Source organism: Bacillus paralicheniformis, from assembly GCF_001042485.2.
Lineage (GTDB): Bacteria > Bacillota > Bacilli > Bacillales > Bacillaceae > Bacillus > Bacillus paralicheniformis.
Map to the genome: position 1 here is coordinate 69,801 of NZ_LBMN02000016.1, position 18,527 is coordinate 88,327.

23 protein-coding genes are annotated in these 18,527 nt (G+C 41.5%); 8 read left to right on the plus strand and 15 right to left on the minus strand.

Features of this window, described 5'->3' with window-relative positions; genetic code table 11:
- Positions 1-5 precede the first annotated feature (5 nt).
- The 10 genes from ACH97_RS12470 to ACH97_RS23455 all read right to left on the minus strand — a co-directional run bounded on the left by ACH97_RS12470 (position 6) and on the right by ACH97_RS23455 (position 6,309).
- Positions 6-341, minus strand: coding sequence for a thioredoxin family protein (locus ACH97_RS12470; protein ID WP_043054406.1), 336 nt, complete (start codon positions 339-341; stop codon positions 6-8).
- Positions 342-384: 43 nt separating this feature from the next.
- A complete protein-coding gene (locus ACH97_RS12475; RefSeq protein WP_048350331.1) occupies positions 385-1,164 on the minus strand; it encodes a sulfite exporter TauE/SafE family protein in 780 nt (259 codons plus the stop codon).
- Positions 1,165-1,219: 55 nt separating this feature from the next.
- Entirely contained in the window at positions 1,220-1,447 is a 228-nt protein-coding gene (locus tag ACH97_RS12480; protein WP_043054408.1) for a sulfurtransferase TusA family protein, read from the minus strand.
- 31 nt (positions 1,448-1,478) lie between these two features.
- On the minus strand, positions 1,479-2,609 hold the full coding sequence (locus ACH97_RS12485; RefSeq protein WP_048350332.1) for an MBL fold metallo-hydrolase: 1,131 nt from the start codon (positions 2,607-2,609) through the stop codon (positions 1,479-1,481).
- Between the two features lie 81 nt (positions 2,610-2,690).
- Positions 2,691-3,257: a sulfurtransferase TusA family protein gene (locus tag ACH97_RS12490; protein ID WP_043054410.1), complete on the minus strand. Its 567-nt coding sequence runs from the start codon at positions 3,255-3,257 to the stop codon at positions 2,691-2,693.
- Between the two features lie 93 nt (positions 3,258-3,350).
- Positions 3,351-3,833 (minus strand): DsrE/DsrF/DrsH-like family protein, encoded by a 483-nt coding sequence (locus ACH97_RS12495; RefSeq protein ID WP_020452325.1) that lies wholly within the window; start codon positions 3,831-3,833, stop codon positions 3,351-3,353.
- Between the two features lie 146 nt (positions 3,834-3,979).
- Complete coding sequence (locus ACH97_RS12500) at positions 3,980-4,240, minus strand: metal-sensitive transcriptional regulator (protein ID WP_009327831.1); 261 nt, start codon at positions 4,238-4,240, stop codon at positions 3,980-3,982.
- 345 nt (positions 4,241-4,585) lie between these two features.
- Positions 4,586-5,182 (minus strand): class I SAM-dependent methyltransferase, encoded by a 597-nt coding sequence (locus ACH97_RS12505; protein ID WP_020452327.1) that lies wholly within the window; start codon positions 5,180-5,182, stop codon positions 4,586-4,588.
- Between the two features lie 44 nt (positions 5,183-5,226).
- Positions 5,227-5,934 carry a DNA alkylation repair protein gene (locus tag ACH97_RS12510; protein ID WP_020452328.1) on the minus strand — a complete coding sequence of 236 codons (708 nt, stop codon included), beginning with the start codon at positions 5,932-5,934 and terminating at the stop codon, positions 5,227-5,229.
- Positions 5,935-6,189: 255 nt separating this feature from the next.
- Positions 6,190-6,309, minus strand: a complete 120-nt coding sequence (locus ACH97_RS23455) for a hypothetical protein (protein WP_315897772.1) — start codon at positions 6,307-6,309, stop codon at positions 6,190-6,192.
- 235 nt (positions 6,310-6,544) lie between these two features.
- On the opposite strand from ACH97_RS23455, the gene ACH97_RS24490 reads away from it, so the two are divergent.
- Together ACH97_RS24490 and ACH97_RS12515 are read left to right on the plus strand one after the other, a co-directional pair.
- Positions 6,545-6,589: an erythromycin resistance leader peptide gene (locus ACH97_RS24490; RefSeq protein ID WP_105980607.1), complete on the plus strand. Its 45-nt coding sequence runs from the start codon at positions 6,545-6,547 to the stop codon at positions 6,587-6,589.
- 276 nt (positions 6,590-6,865) lie between these two features.
- On the plus strand, positions 6,866-7,729 hold the full coding sequence (locus tag ACH97_RS12515) for a 23S rRNA (adenine(2058)-N(6))-methyltransferase Erm(D) (protein ID WP_025811090.1): 864 nt from the start codon (positions 6,866-6,868) through the stop codon (positions 7,727-7,729).
- Between the two features lie 85 nt (positions 7,730-7,814).
- Here ACH97_RS12515 and ACH97_RS12520 read toward each other — a convergent pair whose 3' ends face one another.
- The 4 genes from ACH97_RS12520 to ACH97_RS12535 all read right to left on the minus strand — a co-directional run bounded on the left by ACH97_RS12520 (position 7,815) and on the right by ACH97_RS12535 (position 10,509).
- Positions 7,815-8,204, minus strand: a complete 390-nt coding sequence (locus tag ACH97_RS12520; RefSeq protein WP_003183782.1) for a tautomerase family protein — start codon at positions 8,202-8,204, stop codon at positions 7,815-7,817.
- Positions 8,205-8,789: 585 nt separating this feature from the next.
- The gene (hxlB, locus tag ACH97_RS12525) at positions 8,790-9,347 is read right to left on the minus strand and encodes a 6-phospho-3-hexuloisomerase (protein WP_020452330.1); all 558 of its coding nucleotides are present in this window, start codon (positions 9,345-9,347) and stop codon (positions 8,790-8,792) included.
- 2 nt (positions 9,348-9,349) lie between these two features.
- Positions 9,350-9,976, minus strand: coding sequence for a 3-hexulose-6-phosphate synthase (gene hxlA / locus ACH97_RS12530; protein ID WP_003183787.1), 627 nt, complete (start codon positions 9,974-9,976; stop codon positions 9,350-9,352).
- Positions 9,977-10,161: 185 nt separating this feature from the next.
- Complete coding sequence (locus tag ACH97_RS12535) at positions 10,162-10,509, minus strand: winged helix-turn-helix transcriptional regulator (RefSeq protein ID WP_048350333.1); 348 nt, start codon at positions 10,507-10,509, stop codon at positions 10,162-10,164.
- A gap of 279 nt (positions 10,510-10,788) precedes the next feature.
- Between ACH97_RS12535 and desA the strand changes: the two genes are divergently transcribed.
- The 3 genes from desA (at position 10,789) to desR (ending at position 13,700) form a co-directional block, all read left to right on the plus strand.
- Positions 10,789-11,847, plus strand: a complete 1,059-nt coding sequence (desA, locus tag ACH97_RS12540) for a Delta(5) desaturase DesA (RefSeq protein ID WP_020452331.1) — start codon at positions 10,789-10,791, stop codon at positions 11,845-11,847.
- 121 nt (positions 11,848-11,968) lie between these two features.
- Positions 11,969-13,081, plus strand: a complete 1,113-nt coding sequence (gene desK / locus ACH97_RS12545; RefSeq protein ID WP_020452332.1) for a two-component sensor histidine kinase DesK — start codon at positions 11,969-11,971, stop codon at positions 13,079-13,081.
- Positions 13,082-13,100: 19 nt separating this feature from the next.
- Positions 13,101-13,700 carry a two-component system response regulator DesR gene (gene desR / locus ACH97_RS12550; RefSeq protein WP_020452333.1) on the plus strand — a complete coding sequence of 200 codons (600 nt, stop codon included), beginning with the start codon at positions 13,101-13,103 and terminating at the stop codon, positions 13,698-13,700.
- Positions 13,701-13,772: 72 nt separating this feature from the next.
- On the opposite strand, the gene ACH97_RS12555 is transcribed toward desR, so the two are convergent.
- A complete protein-coding gene (locus tag ACH97_RS12555) occupies positions 13,773-14,822 on the minus strand; it encodes an NAD(P)/FAD-dependent oxidoreductase (RefSeq protein ID WP_025811089.1) in 1,050 nt (349 codons plus the stop codon).
- A gap of 287 nt (positions 14,823-15,109) precedes the next feature.
- Here ACH97_RS12555 and nikA point away from each other — a divergent pair, with 287 nt between their 5' ends.
- Genes nikA through nikC form a run of 3 tightly spaced genes read left to right on the plus strand, consistent with a single transcriptional unit; the run spans position 15,110 to position 18,510 of the window.
- Entirely contained in the window at positions 15,110-16,732 is a 1,623-nt protein-coding gene (gene nikA / locus ACH97_RS12560; protein ID WP_020452335.1) for a nickel ABC transporter substrate-binding protein, read from the plus strand.
- A gap of 9 nt (positions 16,733-16,741) precedes the next feature.
- On the plus strand, positions 16,742-17,686 hold the full coding sequence (gene nikB, locus ACH97_RS12565) for a nickel ABC transporter permease subunit NikB (RefSeq protein ID WP_025811088.1): 945 nt from the start codon (positions 16,742-16,744) through the stop codon (positions 17,684-17,686).
- Positions 17,683-18,510 carry a nickel ABC transporter permease subunit NikC gene (nikC, locus tag ACH97_RS12570; protein ID WP_023855330.1) on the plus strand — a complete coding sequence of 276 codons (828 nt, stop codon included), beginning with the start codon at positions 17,683-17,685 and terminating at the stop codon, positions 18,508-18,510. The genes nikB and nikC overlap by 4 nt, the downstream gene beginning before the upstream one ends.
- Positions 18,511-18,527: the final 17 nt, after the last annotated feature.

Below are 18,527 nucleotides of genomic sequence, written 5' to 3' on the forward strand. Positions count from 1 at the left end.
GCTATCTATTCCTCGTACAACTGATAGACTCTTTTTAACTTCTGTTCAAGCTGCTCAAAATGAACAAAACGCGCTTCTCTTAGACATTCGGTTCCCTCAATAAACAAAAGAAGCACAGGAATTGTGAAGACTGAAAACCAGCCGGCAACCTCCTTCACTATATCAGCGTTGATATGCCCTAATTTAATCTTTGGAAAGCGAGTCAACAGTACTCTAAGCTGCGGCAGAACAGCGTGACAGACTGTGCATTGAGGCCTTGATATATATATAAAACTTAATTTATGACCGGTTATAAACTTCTCAATTGCCGCCATTGAAGTCAGCTCTGTAATCTCTTTCATCCAATCCCTCCTTCAAAACAGAAAATATAGAAAACTTTAAACATTAATGTAAGATATCAAACCAGATTTTCACAGTTGTAATCAAAATAACGAATATCAGAATACCTTGAAGAACTTTAGCCTTCATCTTCTTGCCAATTAAAACACCTAGCGGGGATGCCATTAGGCTGGCAGCTATTATAATCAAAGCCGGCATAATAGGAACATGTCCAATGATGAGCTTTGTAGCTGTTGTTCCAATCGATGAAATAAATGTAACTGCGAGCGATGTTGCGATTGTGATTCGTGTAGGTATTTTTAAAACGACTAACATTAGCGGAACAAGCAGAAAAGCGCCGCCGGCACCGACAATGCCTGAAGCCAAGCCGACTGCAAAAGTAATTACTGAGGTTAATATCTTCGGAAAGCGAACGTGATCACTGTGATTACCTTCTGTTCCTGTCTTTGGAATAAGCATCATGACTGCGGCGATTATCGCCAATATTCCGTAAACCAAGTTTATGAAATCTTCGGAGAAAAAATGTGACCCATAACCACCGACTAGACTTCCGATCAGAATACTTAATCCCATAACGGTGATAAGTTCTTTATTTAAGTAACCGCCTTTCCGGTAAGCCCATACACCGGAAAATGTTGCAACAAAAACCTGGACTGCGACAATACCTGAAACCTGGTGAGCATTAAAGCCTGTAAACCCAAATAACACAGGAATATATAATAATAAAGGGTAATTAAGAATTGCCCCGCCGACACCAAGCATTCCGGACATAAAAGAACCAACAAATCCGATGAAAAATATGAGAAGAATAAAAGAGATGTCCACCGACTTTCCTCCTTTCCTTCAATAAAAAGGGGAATAGTCCCCCCTTTTTATCACCTTAACCTTTTTTAAGCCAAAACTTTAGTACACCATCTTCCTCAGTACCTTTAAGCAATTCATGGCCGCCTGACTTCGCCCATGCTGTCAGATCACTTTTTGCCCCTTTATCAGTGGCGTGTACTTCTAACACTTCTCCGGATTGCAATTCATCCATAGCTTTTTTTGTTTTCACAATTGGCATCGGGCACGCGAATCCTTTAACATCTATCACTTTATCTGATTTCATGTTTTATCTCTCCCTATCTTCAAATCTATACTCATCCATGAACCGCGCAACGGTTTGGTCCAATTTCCATCTCACTTTGCCTGTCAGCATCCGGCGTTATTTTGCCCATGTTGGTTTGACGGATTTCCTGATAGGCATTTGGCTGTGGCGGCAGGTTTTCTGATACAGCACTTCTGAATTCATTTTCATCCAGATTTAAACCGGCATTCTTTTTATATACATCACTCAGCTTAGCTTGAACCTGCCCTTGATCGCCTAATTCACTGACTGACGAAAAATGAGCTGGAAGCACAATCAAGTCACCTGATATTTGTTTGTATTTTTCATGCAATGTGTTACGTAAATCCTCTGCCCAGTCCCCGGCTTTTCCAGCCAAGTCTGGCCGGCCGATTGATTCAACAAATAAAATATCTCCTGTTAACAAATAGTGATTATCAACAATTAAAGATGTGCTTCCAATCGTATGGCCCGGTGAGTAGATAGGCTCCACTTTCATGCTTGTGTTTCCTATCGAAACATCATGACCTTCAATTAACGGTTCATGCGAAAATTGCACTTCCTCAGCATCTTTTGGCGGCAGGTAGTATGAGGCTCCTGTACGCTCACGAAGTAAACGTGCGCCAGAAATATGATCCGCATGTAAATGTGTATCGACCACATGTTTAATCGTAACGTTTCTCTCTTTTGCAAAATCTATATATGCGTCTACAGTACGAGCAGGGTCAACTATAATCGCTTCTCCGTCAGTCTCAATAAAATAGGATAAACAGCCTTTCCCCATTCTTACGAATTGATAGATCGAGCCCCCTTCTTTCAAGTTTCCGATTTTTACCGGATGTAAAAATTCGCTCCACGCTTTCATGCCGCCTTCAAGTGCAAAAACTCTTTCAAAACCGGCATCCACTAAATGCTGTGCAACCATCTCCGAAGACCCTTGTTTGGCACAAACCACCAGAACATCTTGATCTTTGGGAACTTGGCCTGCAATTTTATCTACACCATCAATTAAATCAAAATACGGAACATTTAAATGTTCAACCCGGCTGCCCTCGATTTTCCAATCACTAAAGGCATCTTTATTTCGTACGTCTAAAATAAAAAACGATTCTTTTCCTAATAATTTTTCGGTTACTTCTTTTGGTGAAATGATTGTAAAGTCCACTTCTAAACCTCCTTAGAATGTTAGAATCTCATTGGCACATGTTGCAATGGTCGCAACTTTTGCAGCCGTTCAATTTATTGATCATTTTTCAATAGGCCCTGACCACTCCTCCATTCCCCGCGCCACATTTTCAACGTCTTTAAAGCCGTTAGCTGCAAGCTGTTTAGCTGCCAGATCGCTTCTATTACCTGTACGGCAAACAACGTAAATTTTCTCTTCTCTATTCAGTTCCTTTGCTCTTTTTTCAAGTTCACCTAATGGGATTGAAATCGCTCCTGGAATATGGCCGAAACGGTATTCTGCAGGTTCCCGAACATCAACGACTGTTATCCGTTCTCCCGCCTCTACCTTTTTTTGAAGCTCTTCATTTTGAATCACATAAGGAAACGTTTTTTCTTTCTTTATTTCCGAGTGACCTGCTTTACGAAGAAAATGCTTTAATATATTTCCGTCTTCTGTCGTCCCGAGATACTGGTGGCCGCTTCCCTTTGCCCATGCCTGTATATCAGCAAGAGACCCTTTATCAGTAGCATGCACTTCCATTACCTGCCCCGGTTCTAACTCATTCATGGCCTTTTTCGTTTTTACAACGGGCATTGGACAAGCAAGCCCCTTCGCATCTAACACGCGGTCAGATTTGATGTTCATCAATCATCCCTCCATACTCATTTTCAGTATCAAAGTTCCATTTGATCGCTCCGGCAACCCTATTCCTTAAAGCACCGTTTAATTTGGAGACCGTTATATAAATAAATTCACTTTTGCTTCGTTGGCATCCCCGAGATATGCGGCAACTCCTGCATAATCAATACCGTCGATAAGTTCTTCTTTTTGCAAGCCTAACAAGTCCATTGTCATTGTACAGGCAACAAGCTTAACTCCTTGTTCTTGCGCCATTTCAATCAGCTGAGGCAGAGACAGCACGCCGTGCTTTTTCATGACATGTTTGATCATTTTAGGCCCGATACCGGCAAAATTCATTTTAGATAATCCGAATTTCTTTGAACCCCGGGGCATCATAAAGCCGAATGCTTTTTCAAGCGGCCCTTTCTTTACCGGCACCGGTTCATCCTTTCTTAAAGCGTTAAGCCCCCAAAATGTATGAAAAATTGTTACCTCATGATCATAAGCAGCGGCTCCATTAGCAATAATAAAAGCGGCAATCGCCTTATCTAAGTCACCGCTAAATAAAACAATGGTCGTTTTTTCTTTTTGGTCTGACATAGATCAACTCTCCTATTTCCATATACTAATACCCGTATGGGTATATAAAAAATAAAAAAATATAAGTTTCAGCTCTTTATACCCTTAAGGGGTTTTCTTTTAACTAAGGGTATACAGAGGCTGTATTATCAACAGCCATCTTAACACTATCTGCTTTTAACCAATAAATTAACGGCTTCTTGAATGAGGTCTTCGGTATCTTCTCCTCTTTCGATTTGAAGGCGAACGCATTTCTCCAAGTTGCTGCTTACAACAACACCAATGGCGCGATCTAATGCGGAACGAACCGCTGACATTTGGCTTACGAGCTCTTTACACTCTTTTCCTTCATCCATCATTTTTAATATCCCTCGAACTTGACCCTCCACTCGTTTGATCCTATTTTTTAATTGATCATCGTATTCCATCAGATAACCTCCCATTTTCTTATGATGATAGCATATCATTTTTATCAACAGTTTCGCGAAACCGTTACTATGCGGATATGAACTGTCCTGCATTTCTGTCATATTCGTTAAGAATCCAGCCTGTGACGACTTTTTGTACAAAACAGCCTATCTCCCGCACAATACATATACCCCTATGTGTATAATATACTGAACTGCTGAGGATAAATCAAATTTTAAGCTTCTGTCGCGGACCCGAGCGCTGATGAAGATGTTTCATGTGTTTTACCTTGTGGAGAAGGGAAGTGAAGCAGAAAAAGCCGGATCGTTTTCCGGCTTCCGCTATTTCATTTCAAAAACAAGAAATCACTTTATGCTGCTGGATATAAACATTGAAGCATCTTGATTCATAAAAATACGATGGCCGTGATAGAATGTTTTCATTTCAGTTGATTTAAATCCAACATCGGATAATCTTTTTTTCAATTCTCCGTGCGAAAAACCGCTGTGAACTTTCGGATGTTGAATTTTATCGTTTTTGTCAAAATCAATAATCATGAGCTTTCCGCCATTATTTAAAACACCGAACAATTCTTGTAAAATTTTATTCGTATCCGGAATATGAAGAAGGACTAGTGACATTAAAACGATGTCTGCCTTCAGTTCAGGAGTTTCTTGGGTAAAATCTGAATAAAGCACTTTTGCGTTGGCGATTCCTTTGCGAGAAATTTTAGCTTTCGCCACCTCCAGCATTTGTTTTGACGAATCGACCAACAAAATAGAATGTACTAAATCTGATAATTCTAAACTAATGAGACCAGTACCGCTCCCATAGTCGATTAAAGATTTTGATTGACTATTTCTCAATTCTTGTCTTACTTCATTCACGATCACTTTTGCTAATTCAATTCTTTCTTCTGTATCATATCGTTTTGCCATCTGTTCAAAAACGTTATTTTCCATGCTCCGCTCCCTAGTTATTTTTAGAAATTTCACTGCAGACTGTGCTAACATCTTACATATTTCCGTTTGAAACCAAGGCGGCCTCTCTCAACATCCATTTGAATATTTTTGGAAGCGTTCAGGATACTGCTTTTTTTCTTGTCCCGCCGAAGTTCGACCGGGCCTACTGCTTTTGCGGTTTCAACCGCCTTTTCATGGAGCGGCAAATATGAAATCCCGACTGTGTAGATAAAGTTATTCATAGCCGATTTTGTTCGATCCGGAGAATCGTGAATCGCATGTTCCACCTGATCAAGCATACCGGCAATTTTGGTCACATTAAATTCATCGTCCGATCGATTACCTAAAAGCCAGCAGTAACAGCTCCAGCCTGCCGACATTCTGAGTTCTTCCCCGCTTGAAATCCATTTATCTGCGACAGCTTGCGCAAAATCGGTTTCTGCCAAAGTTACTGCAACAACATAATCAGATAGCATATAGAAATACGCCTCATCGATCCAGCGCTCAAAATCCGCTTCAGTCATTGTGATTGGGTCAGCAATAATGCCGGCAAAATACATGGCATCGTAGTTCCCGGTAGCGTAAAGCTGCTGCGCCAAAGGTTGATTTTTCTTGATTTTCTTTGCAAGCGGCTTCATTTTGCCTGTAGCCACACCAAAAAGCGGTTCGTGTGCACCATTCGTTATGTATCTTTTTTTCATATTTTCCGTACCCAGCGCTTCAAGTTCCTTCATAACCGTTTCAAAATCCATGCTTTCACTTCCCTCTGTAAATTAAATTCATTTCTTTGATTCCATTATCATGCTCTTTCGCTTCATCTAATCAATACAAATCAACTTTATTTGTTTTTTGCTCTCCATAAACGGTACATCATAATCCTCATCTTTTTTAGCGGCTGTTTTGTTTCTAAGTCTGATAAAAACTAAATTTCCTCTGCATATCATTTATATTTATTATGTGAAACATTTTAACAAGCAGAAAGGGGTTGTTTTTGACCGCCTTTCCTCTTAGACAAACAGAGAATATATGAAATCGTCAGCGGAAAGCCGATTTTCTCTTACCAAATCCCGGATACCCGGTGTTGAGCGCAGTCTGCGATGCCGTGAGAATGCGAATGACTGATTCAATGTTATTGCACCACTTTTCTATGAGTTATTTACAAATCATAAATATTACGATTTGTATTTTGAATTATAGACAATCACATCTATAATTTCAATGTTAGCAGACTCCTATTCTTAACACTGCCTGGTTAACCCCTGCGATATTCGTAAGGAGAAGAAAATTCCAGCCGTTGACGTTTTCCAAAGAATGCCCTACAATGAGATCGTAACTTTAACTTTTCAGGAGGATTATTAAAAAATGACACACTCAATGAGACTTCGTTTCCCAACTTTGAACCAGTAATTAAATACGTTCAAAGGCTCTGTTTGTGTATGCAGAGTAAACGGGATCAGTCTGTCCTTTTTTAATAATCTTCAATTTGCATATAAAATTTGTAATTTGTAGAAAGGCGGATCGTTCTGCCTTTCTTTTTTGTTTAATCCTTTTTTTCTAACGGCTGAGAAAGGCTTATTTGGTTATGGAAATACCGCGGCTTCATCCTTAAAGGATGGCTCTTCCCTTTACTCTGAATCACAGGCAGACCGCCTGTGATTTTTTATGATGAGAGGAAGAGGAAACATGAAGAAAAAAAATCATAAGTACAGAGGAAAAAAGTTAAACCGCGGGGAATCTCCGAATTTTTCCGGACAGCATTTGATGCATAATAAAAAATTAATTGAAGAAATTGTGGATCGGGCAAATATTAGCATAGACGATACGGTTTTAGAGTTAGGAGCGGGAAAAGGGGCTTTGACAACTGTGCTAAGTCAAAAAGCCGGTAAGGTATTGGCAGTGGAAAACGATTCTAAATTCGTTGATATACTCACACGTAAAACGGCACAGCATTCAAATACGAAAATTATTCATCAAGATATCATGAAGATTCATTTACCAAAAGAAAAGTTTGTGGTGGTCTCTAATATTCCCTATGCCATCACAACCCCCATCATGAAAATGCTTTTGAACAATCCTGCAAGCGGATTTCAAAAAGGGATCATCGTAATGGAAAAAGGGGCTGCTAAACGTTTCACATCAAAATTCATTAAAAATTCCTATGTTTTAGCTTGGAGAATGTGGTTTGATATTGGCATTGTCAGAGAAATATCGAAAGAGCATTTTTCTCCCCCTCCAAAAGTGGACTCGGCAATGGTCAGAATAACACGAAAAAAAGACGCGCCTCTATCACATAAACATTATATTGCGTTTCGGGGACTTGCCGAATACGCGCTAAAGGAGCCGAATATCCCTCTCTGTGTTGCTTTACGCGGAATTTTTACCCCGCGTCAAATGAAACACTTAAGAAAAAGTCTAAAAATCAACAATGAAAAAACCGTTGGAACGCTCACCGAAAACCAATGGGCGGTTATTTTTAACACGATGACTCAGTATGTAATGCATCACAAATGGCCAAGAGCAAATAAGCGAAAACCCGGAGAAATATAAAGAAAAAAGCTGCTGACTTCCCGTCAGCAGCTTTAGCTATTTCTGGAGGGATTCAGATGTCCCTGTCAACATTCCTTTTGTCCGCTTACAGCTTTCCAGTTAAAAACTGCGCCTCGCCGAGGCCGAAACTCCAATCGGCATCTCCATTTTCTGTGATGGACACCATGACATCTTCAGGTGAAATGCCGCATTCCGCTTCAAGCTTTTCAGCAAGTAAAGCGTACAATTTCTCTTTTTGGCTTTCCGTTCTTGTTTTACTGGTGATGCTAATCACAACCAGATCCTTTGATCTATTCAATCCCAAGCCTGTATCTTGGATAATAAGCTCATTCGCCGGATGCTGATGGACAATTTGATAGCGGTCTTTCTCCGGAACGTTAAACGCTTCTACCATCGCATCGTGTGCGGTATCTAATAATTTTTTTAATGCTTGTTCATCACGGCCTTCTATTAGATCGAAACGTAATAATGGCATTTGTTTATCCCCTTTTTGATCATTTTAAATTTCGTTAGCAAAATAACAAGAAATGATGTCTGTTAACTTGATAAAAACATAACACATAACCAAAATATATTCAACAATTGATAATCTTTTCATCTGCTTTATCAGTATCGAAGATATAAGGTCTGTATTATTAAAAATTAGTTGACACCCGTTCTTTAGGAGATGAGTATGTACATAATAGTTCATCAAAACATGACAATAACATGATCAGAAAACGCTTTTTTTGTCTTCCAGTCAAATGAAATCGAATGCGGTTAAGGCGGAAATTACGAAGACCGCCTCCTTCTTTATCAACACTCTACTTATTTCTAAAAAAAAGGGACAAGCTTTCTCAACTCGAATATGATGAAAATAATAAAAACAAATAAAGGGATAAACCCAACCAAGCTAAAACTTGTAAGCATAATAAGCTCCTTTCTTCATATATCCATTTAGTCCCTGCTCCAGTTTACGTTATCCACATTTTAAAAATATAATATAGATGTAAATGATATATTAAAAACAGATTTGTATACAAAAAAATCACCATCCAAGATTACGGATGGCGATTTTCTATTATTCAAGGTTGGCATGATTTCCATACATGTTATGAGTATTCAGCCCTTTCATTTCCATGATTCGCAATATGATAGCGTCATAATACAATAAAAGAGTCTGTTCAAAAAGCGAGCCCATCGGTTGTATCGTCTGTTTATTGCCTGTCGTTTGATCTTTTGGGGAGCCGGGCAGCTGCAGTATCAGGTCAGATATTTCAGCTATCGGCGAATCTGGAGAGATCGTAACTGTCGCTACAGTGCCTCCGATATCTTTTGCCTTTTCCGCCATATGAAGCAAACTTTCTGTTTTCCCTGATCCCGTGCCCACGATAAGCAAGTCTTTTTCGGTAAATACCGGTGTTACGGTTTCCCCTGTTACAAACGCATTGATCCCCATGTGCATTAATCGCATAGCAAATGATTTCCCCATTAAACCGGAGCGGCCTGCACCGGAAACAAACACTTTTTCAGAAGACATGATAGTGGATATTAAGTCTTCTATACCTTCCGCTTGATTTTGAGACGTTGCATGATCAAGCTCTGCGATGATCGCTTTTACATAATCATAAGTCTTCATGTTTATTGGATCATCTGCTTCATTTTTGCGGCTGCCGCAGCTTTATCGTCTTGATTTGCAATACCGCCCCCGACAATAACCAAATCAGGTTTTAATTTAACGACTTCGGGCAGTGTGTCTAATTTAATTCCGCCTGCAATAGCCGTTTTAGCGTTTTTCACAACATTTTTAATCGTCATTAAGTCTTCAAATGAATTTTGGCCAATGGCTTGAAGGTCATAACCGGTATGGACACAAATATAATCGACACCAAGCTCATCCAATTCCTTAGCACGCGATTTGATGTCTTTAATCCCAATCATATCCACCAGGATTTTGTTCCCTTGCGCTTTCGCCTCTTCTACAGCGCCTTTAATAGACATGTCTTCAGCAGCCCCTAAAATGGTGATGATGTCGGCTCCTGCTTCTGATGCTTTCATCACTTCATACCCCGCCGCATCCATAATCTTAAGGTCTGCCAGCACTTTCAAATTCGGGAAAGCGGCTTTCATCTCTTTCACTGCACGGAGTCCTTCATTTATCACAACCGGCGTACCGATTTCTACAATATCAATGTATTCTTCTACTTCTTTTACTACTTCGATGGCTTCCGGTATATTGACTAAATCTAATGCTAACTGTAATTCCACTTACAATCACTCCTGTTTGAATTAAGAATTCCGCGGATTATTCTTTTCATATTTTGTTACATCAAGAGTATAACAAGGGGAAAATTCCATTAATAGTACGCACTTTTTTTTTACATACTATACTTTTCCTCATATGGTACAGAAAAAGATACTGTCTCCAAAACAGTATCTTAAAGTCAACCATTCTATTCATCATCTTTTGAAAAGTTCGTTTCTATATAATTTTTACCCCATTCATACATCGCCTCTAATATAGGCATTAAACTTTCTCCTTGTTTCGTTAGGAAATATTCAACTTTTGGGGGAACAACCGGATATACTTCCCTATGTACAATATGATCCTCTTCTAATTCACGCAGCTGATTCACCAGCATTCTTTGCGTAATGCCGGGCATCAAAGCTTTTAATTCTCCGAACCTTTTCGTACCTTCTTTTCCTAAAAACCACAAAATCAGCATTTTCCACTTACCGCCGATAATGTTGAGCGTCAGCTCCTTCTCACAATTAAATGTTTTATTTTCCATTCGTGACATATGAATTCTCCCCTTATGAAATGACTAAACAATGAACATCTATCACATCATTGTAAAAGAACTTTGTTTAACTAATCAATCATCGCGTTTTTCCAGATTCCATTATTCACCATATCATCATGCGGATTTGCCCATCATGTCATTGTCAATCTTCTTATCCATTCGGGTGAAGGAAACATGACAAGTGTCATGTTTGAAGCATGATGTGTGCTACTACAAAGACATCTCTCTGTACCGTAAACTTAACTTAAGACCCATTTATGAGAGGATAACTTTACTATGACTGAACAAACCACCACACACAAACAAAAACAGTTAACAAAACAGGTTGCTGCATTTGCCCAGCCTGATACCAAAAACAGTCTCATTCAGCTCTTCAATACGTTTATTCCTTTCTTCGGACTGTGGTTTCTTGCCTACCTCAGCCTCGATGTCTCCTACCTCCTTACATTAGGAATAACGGTGATTGCCGCAGGGTTTTTGACGAGAATTTTCATTATTTTTCACGACTGCTGCCATCTTTCCTTTTTCAAACAAAAACGCCTTAACCACATTCTCGGCTTTTTGACAGGCGTTCTGACTTTATTTCCTTATCTTCAATGGCAGCACAGCCATTCGATTCATCATGCGACAAGCAGCAACCTAGATAAACGCGGAACAGGCGATATCTGGCTGCTGACGGTAAACGAATATAAAGCCGCACCTCTACGCACAAAAATCGCATACAGACTTTACAGAAATCCGTTTATCATGTTTATTCTCGGACCAATTTATGTCTTTCTGATCACAAACCGCTTTAACAAAAAAGGTGCAAGACGGAAGGAACGTGTGAACACATACCTTACCAACCTTGCAATCGCGGCATTGGCTGCTGTTTGCTGCCTGATCTTTGGCTGGCAATCGTTCTTGCTCGTACAGGGTCCGATCTTTCTGATCTCAGGTTCGATCGGCGTTTGGCTGTTTTATGTTCAGCATACATTTGAAGATTCTTATTTTGAAGCGGATGAAAACTGGAGCTACGTTCAGGCGGCTGTGGAAGGAAGTTCATTTTATAAACTACCGAAACTGCTTCAATGGCTTACAGGCAATATCGGGTACCACCACGTTCACCATCTGAGCCCAAAGGTGCCTAACTATAAACTTGAAATCGCACATGAGCAGCACGAACCACTAAAAAACGTCCCGACCATCACTTTAAAAACAAGCCTGCAATCACTCGCGTTCCGGCTTTGGGATGAAGAAAAAAAGCAGTTTGTAACCTTTCGGGACATGAAACAAACATCTTCCCATCTTCCGCAGGATTCAACGGAAAAACAGAAGCTGCGAAAGAACGCCTGACGATGAGGAGGTCTTCTTATATCAACAAGAAGGCTTCCTTATTTATTGTCGGATGATGCAATCCGGCTCAGGCAATGGTAAAGTTACTCTAAAGATGAAAAGCTGAAAACGAGGTTATATCATGTTCAAAAAGCACTTTGCATTTCAAAAACTTAACGGGATCTCACCGTATATATGGACGATATTTTTCATCCTGCCCTTCTACTTTATCATGCAATCATCATCTACCCTTGTCATCGTCGTCGGCATCATTTTGACACTTTTATTTTTTGCGGTATACAGATTTGCTTTTGTTTCAAAAGGCTGGGACATTTATTTGTGGGCGTTTATATTAATCGGCATTTCAACCGCCTCGATTATGCTGTTCAGCTATATTTATTTTGCTTTTTTTATCGCGTATTTTATAGGGAACATAAAAAAACGAGCCCCTTTTCACATTTTATATTATGTTCATTTAATAAGCGCAGCCGTCGCTGCCAACTTCAGTCTCGTGTTAAAAAAAGAATTTTTTCTGACACAAATTCCTTTTGTGGTCATCACTCTCATCAGCGCGATTTTATTGCCGTTCAGTATTAGAAGCCGCAAGGAGCGCGAACGCCTCGAAGAAAAACTCGAGTATGCTAATGAACGGATTGCCAATTTGGTAAAATTAGAAGAGCGGCAGCGGATTGCCCGCGACCTTCACGATACACTTGGGCAAAAGCTGTCTCTGATCGGTTTAAAAAGCGACTTGGCGAGAAAATTAATTTACAAAGATCCCGATCAAGCCGCGCGTGAACTGAAAAGCGTTCAGCAAACTGCGAGAACTTCTTTAAATGAAGTAAGAAAAATTGTATCCTCCATGAAAGGCATTCGGCTCAAGGATGAAATGATCAACATCAAACAAATTCTTGAAGCAGCCGACATTGCGTTCATCTATGAAGAAGAAAAATTGCCGGAAAATATCTCATTGCTTAATGAAAACATATTGAGTATGTGCTTAAAGGAAGCTGTCACTAATGTCGTCAAACACAGTCAGGCTAAAACCTGCCGCATTGACATCCAGCAGCTCTGGAAGGAAGTTGTCATTACAGTGACTGACGATGGAACGTTTCAAGGTGAAGAGAAGTACTTTTCAAAAGGACACGGCTTGCTTGGCATGAGAGAACGGCTTGAATTTGCAAACGGAAGCCTTCACATTGATACAAAAAACGGCACCAAGCTTACCATGTCAATTCCTAATAACTCAAAATAAACAAAAAAGGATGGCTTGCATGATTAGTATATTTATTGCGGAAGATCAACAGATGCTCTTGGGCGCTTTAGGATCACTACTGAATTTAGAAGATGATATGGAAGTCGTCGGCAAAGGCACAACCGGACAGGATGCCGTTGATTTCACAAAAAAACATCGGCCTGATGTATGCATTATGGACATTGAAATGCCGGGAAAAACGGGACTTGAAGCTGCTGAGGAACTAAAGGATACAGGCTGCAACATTATTATCTTAACCACTTTTGCCCGCCCCGGTTACTTTCAGCGGGCCATTAAAGCAGGTGTTAAAGGCTATTTGTTAAAGGACAGCCCAAGCGAAGAGCTTGTGAGCGCCATCCGCAGCGTCATGAAAGGAAAGCGGATCTATGCGCCTGAATTGATGGAAGACATGTACAGTGAGGCCAATCCCCTCACAGATAGAGAAAAAGAAGTGCTCGAACTTGTGGCTGACGGAAAAAACACAAAAGAAATCGCCCAAGAACTCAGCATCAAAAGCGGAACCGTGCGAAATTATATCTCAATGATTCTTGAAAAGCTTGAGGTCAAAAATCGGATCGAAGCCATTACCCGTTCAAAGGAAAAAGGCTGGTTTAAATAAAAAGAGAATCTTGGCATATCTCCAAGATCCCCTCGACGAATCAGCCGCTCCCACGGCGGAAACGTTCCTTTTCTACACGAACATCTTCTTCACAAGCTCGCGGTTGCGCTCTTTGAAAACCTCATTATGTGACGACACCATCGCACTCTTGTGTGCTTCGGGATCGATAAAGCGCTTGGCGCTGTTGACCGCGTTTGCCGCATCCTGAAACGCTCCGGCGATCAAGTGCAGCTTGCCTTCATAATGCACAATATCCCCTGCCGCATACAGTCCGGGCACGGAAGACTGGCAGTTGGCGGTACCTTTAATATAATAGTCATCAACCCTGGTAATATGAAGTCGGCTGTTCTCCAGCAGTGAGGTGTCGCGTTCATAGCCGTGGTTGATAACCACTTCGTCGACAGGCAGCTCCATCACCTCACCGGTTTGAGCGTTCGTGAGCTCGACCCGTTCGATCACCTCATGATCTTCCGAAGCGATCAGCTTGGTAATCTGTGTATGGAAGAAGCAGCTCACCGAGCTGTTCAGCAGCTGATCCACCTGGGCCTCATGCCCGCTGAGCGCATCTTTGCGGTAAGCGAGGTAGACCTTTTTCGCTACAGGTTCGAGCTCGTTGGCCCAATCGACAGCCGAATTGCCGCCGCCTGATACTATGACCGTTTTATCTTTAAAATGGTGCAGCGATTTGACCGTATAATTCAGATTGGACACTTCAAAGCGCTCTGCTCCTTCAATCTGAAGCTTTTGCGGATTGAGGATGCCGCCGCCCACGGCAACGATGACCGTCTTGGACAGATGCACCCCTGAGGCAGCCGTATGTAACTCAAACAACCCTTCTTCATTGCGGGCAATCGATTCAACTTTCTCATTCAGCAGCACTTCAGGATGAAATGTTAGCCCCTGCTGCACGATCTGTTCTATCAGCCTGGCTCCGGAAATCGGCGTTAGCCCCCCGACATCCCAGATCATTTTTTCAGGATATACGTGAACCTTTCCGCCCAGCATCGGCTGATATTCGATAATCTTCGTTTTCATTCCCCGCAGTCCGCTGTAAAAGGCGGAATATAAACCGGCCGGACCTCCGCCGATCACGGTCACATCAAACACTTCATTTCTGCTCATCGCTCTTCACTCCCGGTATATGTCATGAGTTTACACCCTCAATCGTAAATGATTATCATTATCATTAAGTGTACTTTGATTGCTTCGTTTTTACAATCCATTTTAATAAAAAGTTCATTCTTCGCCACTTCATTTTCGCCTCCCCCTCTTTGCGCTCGTTCTTCACGGGATGCCGCCGCTTCCCCATTCCGCAGCATGTAAGCAGTTCCTATATCTTACATTGACAAGGGTATGCTTCCTGCATAGAATGAAAATGATTATCAACTTCATTTAGGAGGAAACAAAGCATGATAAGCGGAAGGATTAGTTCGAAAATTAAAATTACTTTTGTATTAATGCTCGCCTTTTCTATTTTATTGGCCGGATGTACAACCTCAGGAAATTCAACAGAGAAAACGCATGAAAACATGGTCACAATGGCTTGGCCTAGAGATATTGGCGAGATGAATCCGCATGTGTATAATCCTTCCCAATTATTTGCCCAGTCGATGGTATATGAACCTTTGGTTACCTATGAAGCGGGAGGAAAGCTTAAACCGCATTTAGCCGAATCTTGGGATATATCAAATGACGGTAAAGTATATACGTTTCATTTACGTAAGAATGTAAAATTTTCAGATGGGACAACGTTTAATGCAAAAATTGTGAAGAAGAATTTTGATTCCATTTTAAAACATACTGAATTACACAGCTGGTTAGGGTTTCTTTCAAAAATAGCCCAAACAGAAGTAATCGATGATCATACATTTAAATTGACATTAACTGAACCATATTACCCGACCATTCAGGAACTAGCCGTAGTACGGCCGGTCCGGTTTTTGGGAGAAGCCGGCTTCCCTAAGGACGGCGATACATCAAAGGGTGTCGCAAAACCGGTAGGTACGGGCCCGTGGGTATTGGAAGAGCATAAAGCTGATGAATATGCGGTTTTTAAACGCAATGAACATTATTGGGGTGAAAAGCCAAAAGTCGAGAAAATCAAGGTGAAAGTCATCCCGGACGCCGAAACAAGGGTGCTTGCATTTGAAAAAGGCGAGCTTGACCTCATTTACGGCGAAGGCGTTATCAGTTTGGATGCATTCAAGCAGCTGCAAGCGACAGGCCAATATGAAACAAGCCTTTCTGAACCGGTGGCGACGAGACAGCTTGTCATGAATACGAAAAAAGAACAGCTCTCTGATGAGCGCGTGCGTCAAGCCCTCCACTATGGTTTTGACAAAGAAGCCTTGGTAAAAGGCATCACCTCCGGGTTAGAAGAAAAAGCAGATCATATTTTGCCGACAGACTTCCCATACACGTCTGATATTGATGTAAAGCAAATCAACTATGATCCAGAGAAAGCAAAAGCGCTATTAGATGCGGCAGGCTGGAAGCTTCCGAATGGCAAGACGGTGCGCGAGAAAGACGGAAAGCCTCTTGAATTTAGTTTAATGTATGATTCAGCGGAATCCATTCAAAAAACAATGGCCGAAACGCTGCAGGCAGAATGGGCGGCGATCGGGGTAAAGCTGAATCTTGAAGGTGTAGAATTGGCAACCCAAGTCAAACGGTTTAAAGCGAATGAGTTTGATATGAACTTCTTTAGCAACTATGGTGCGCCTTATGACCCGCACACATTTTTAAACATTGTCTCCTCCAAAGGATTCGGATTTAATGAAGCGATTTCAGCCTATCCAAACAAGGACGAGCTGATCAAGCAGATGGCAAAGGTACCTCAAACGACTGATGAAAAAGAGCGGCAGGAGCTTTACTCATCTATTTTAAAATCCCTTCAAGACCAGGGAGCCATCGTTCCTGTTTCTTATATTAAAAAGACGGCGATATATCAAAAGAATATCAGCAACTTTACGTTCCCTGCCAATCGTGACGAACATCCATTTACAGGGATTCGCATCAAGCAGCAACACTAGGAGGCTTTTATGGGCAACTATATATTGAAACGAATCATGTCTATTATTCCAGTGTTTCTTTTAGCTGCACTTCTCACAACTGGAATGATTCATCTCTCACCGGTTGACCCAGCTGAAGCATACTTAGCCGCAGCACATATCCAGCCAACCGATGAAATTTTAGCGCAAAAAAGACATGAGTTTGGCTTGGATCAGCCATTCTTTATTCAATATGTAAACTCTGTATTGAAGATATGCCAACTTGATTTTGGCATATCTTATGTTTCGAATCAGCCGGTTTGGGATGAAGTTGCACACCGAATGCCGGCGACGATCGAGCTCGCGCTTGGGAGTTTAATGATTGCGGTGCTTGTCAGTGTGCCGCTAGGCTTCTTAGCGGGAATTAAAAGAAACGGTGCAGTTGATCATATCAGCCGCTTCATTTCCTTTTTCGGAGCATCCATCCCGACTTTTTGGTTAGGGTATATGCTGGGTTTTTTCTTTTCTGTTCAGTTAGACCTTTTGCCGGTAGAGGGAATCGGGACATGGCAGCATCTTGTACTGCCGTCGATGACTTTGGCGCTTCCTTTAATCGCGATGTATACAAGGCTGCTCCGTGCAAGTGTCATCGAAAACCTGCAAGAACCCTATGTGCAATTTGCTCGCATAAGAGGAATGACGAGGATGAACATTATGGCCAAACATGTATTGCGAATGGCCATTTCTCCGATGATTACGGGGCTGGGAATGAACCTTGGCAAGCTGCTCACCGGCACAATTATTGTTGAAGTCGTTTTTTCTTGGCCGGGCTTTGGCCGTTATTTTATTGAGGCCATTTTCAATCGGGACATCCCTGTCATTCAATGCTATGTGTTCTTAGCCGCCGCCTTTTTTATATTGAGCAACTTAATTGTTGACCTCATTCAAATGTATATTGACCCGCGCATTTCAAGGAAAGAAGGACAGCATCGATGATAAGTATACGCAAGATTTTCAAAGGCCCAAAAGTGATCGCAATCTGCACCATCATATTAACCGTCCTTTTTATCATCGCTGTATTCGCCCCTTGGATTGCGCCGCATCACCCTGCTGATGTCCATTTGGTCTATAAGCTGCAGCCTCCGTCCTGGACGTTTCCTTTAGGAACTGATCATCTGGGAAGATGCAACTTATCCCGCCTTTTGTACGGCGCCCGGATTTCTCTTGGATTCGCGATGCTCATTTTCATTTCCTCACTCGTTATCGGCCTCATAATCGGGACGATCTCAGGGTATAAAGGCGGCTGGATTGATCAGCTGTTAATGAGATGCTGCGATGGTGTGATGGCCTTTCCGAACTTAATTTTAGTTCTTGGCCTCGTGGGCATATTCGGTCCTGGACTTCCTCAAGTCATTGTGGCCCTCATGCTTGTGCAATGGGTCTATTATGCAAGAATTTTTAGAGGAATGGTGCTTAGTCTGAAAGAGGAGAATTTTATTGCGGCGGCAAAAATCAATGGATCTTCCCAATGGAAAATTATTAAACAGCATATTATCCCTAATGTCCTCCCTCCCCTCGTCGTCATCGGCACGTTGGAAATGGGCTGGGCCATTATGGATATCTCCGCCATGTCTTTTCTCGGATTAGGCGTCCAGCCCCCGGCAGCTGAATGGGGAGCGATGATTCATGAAGGTAAATCGTATATTCGGACGAACCCCGAGTTAATGATTTATCCAGGGCTGATGATCATGGTTGTCGTTGTGACGTTCAATTTATTGGGCGAAGCCTTATCAGATCAATACGGCGTCAAACGTCGATGATAAAAAGGAATGAGGAA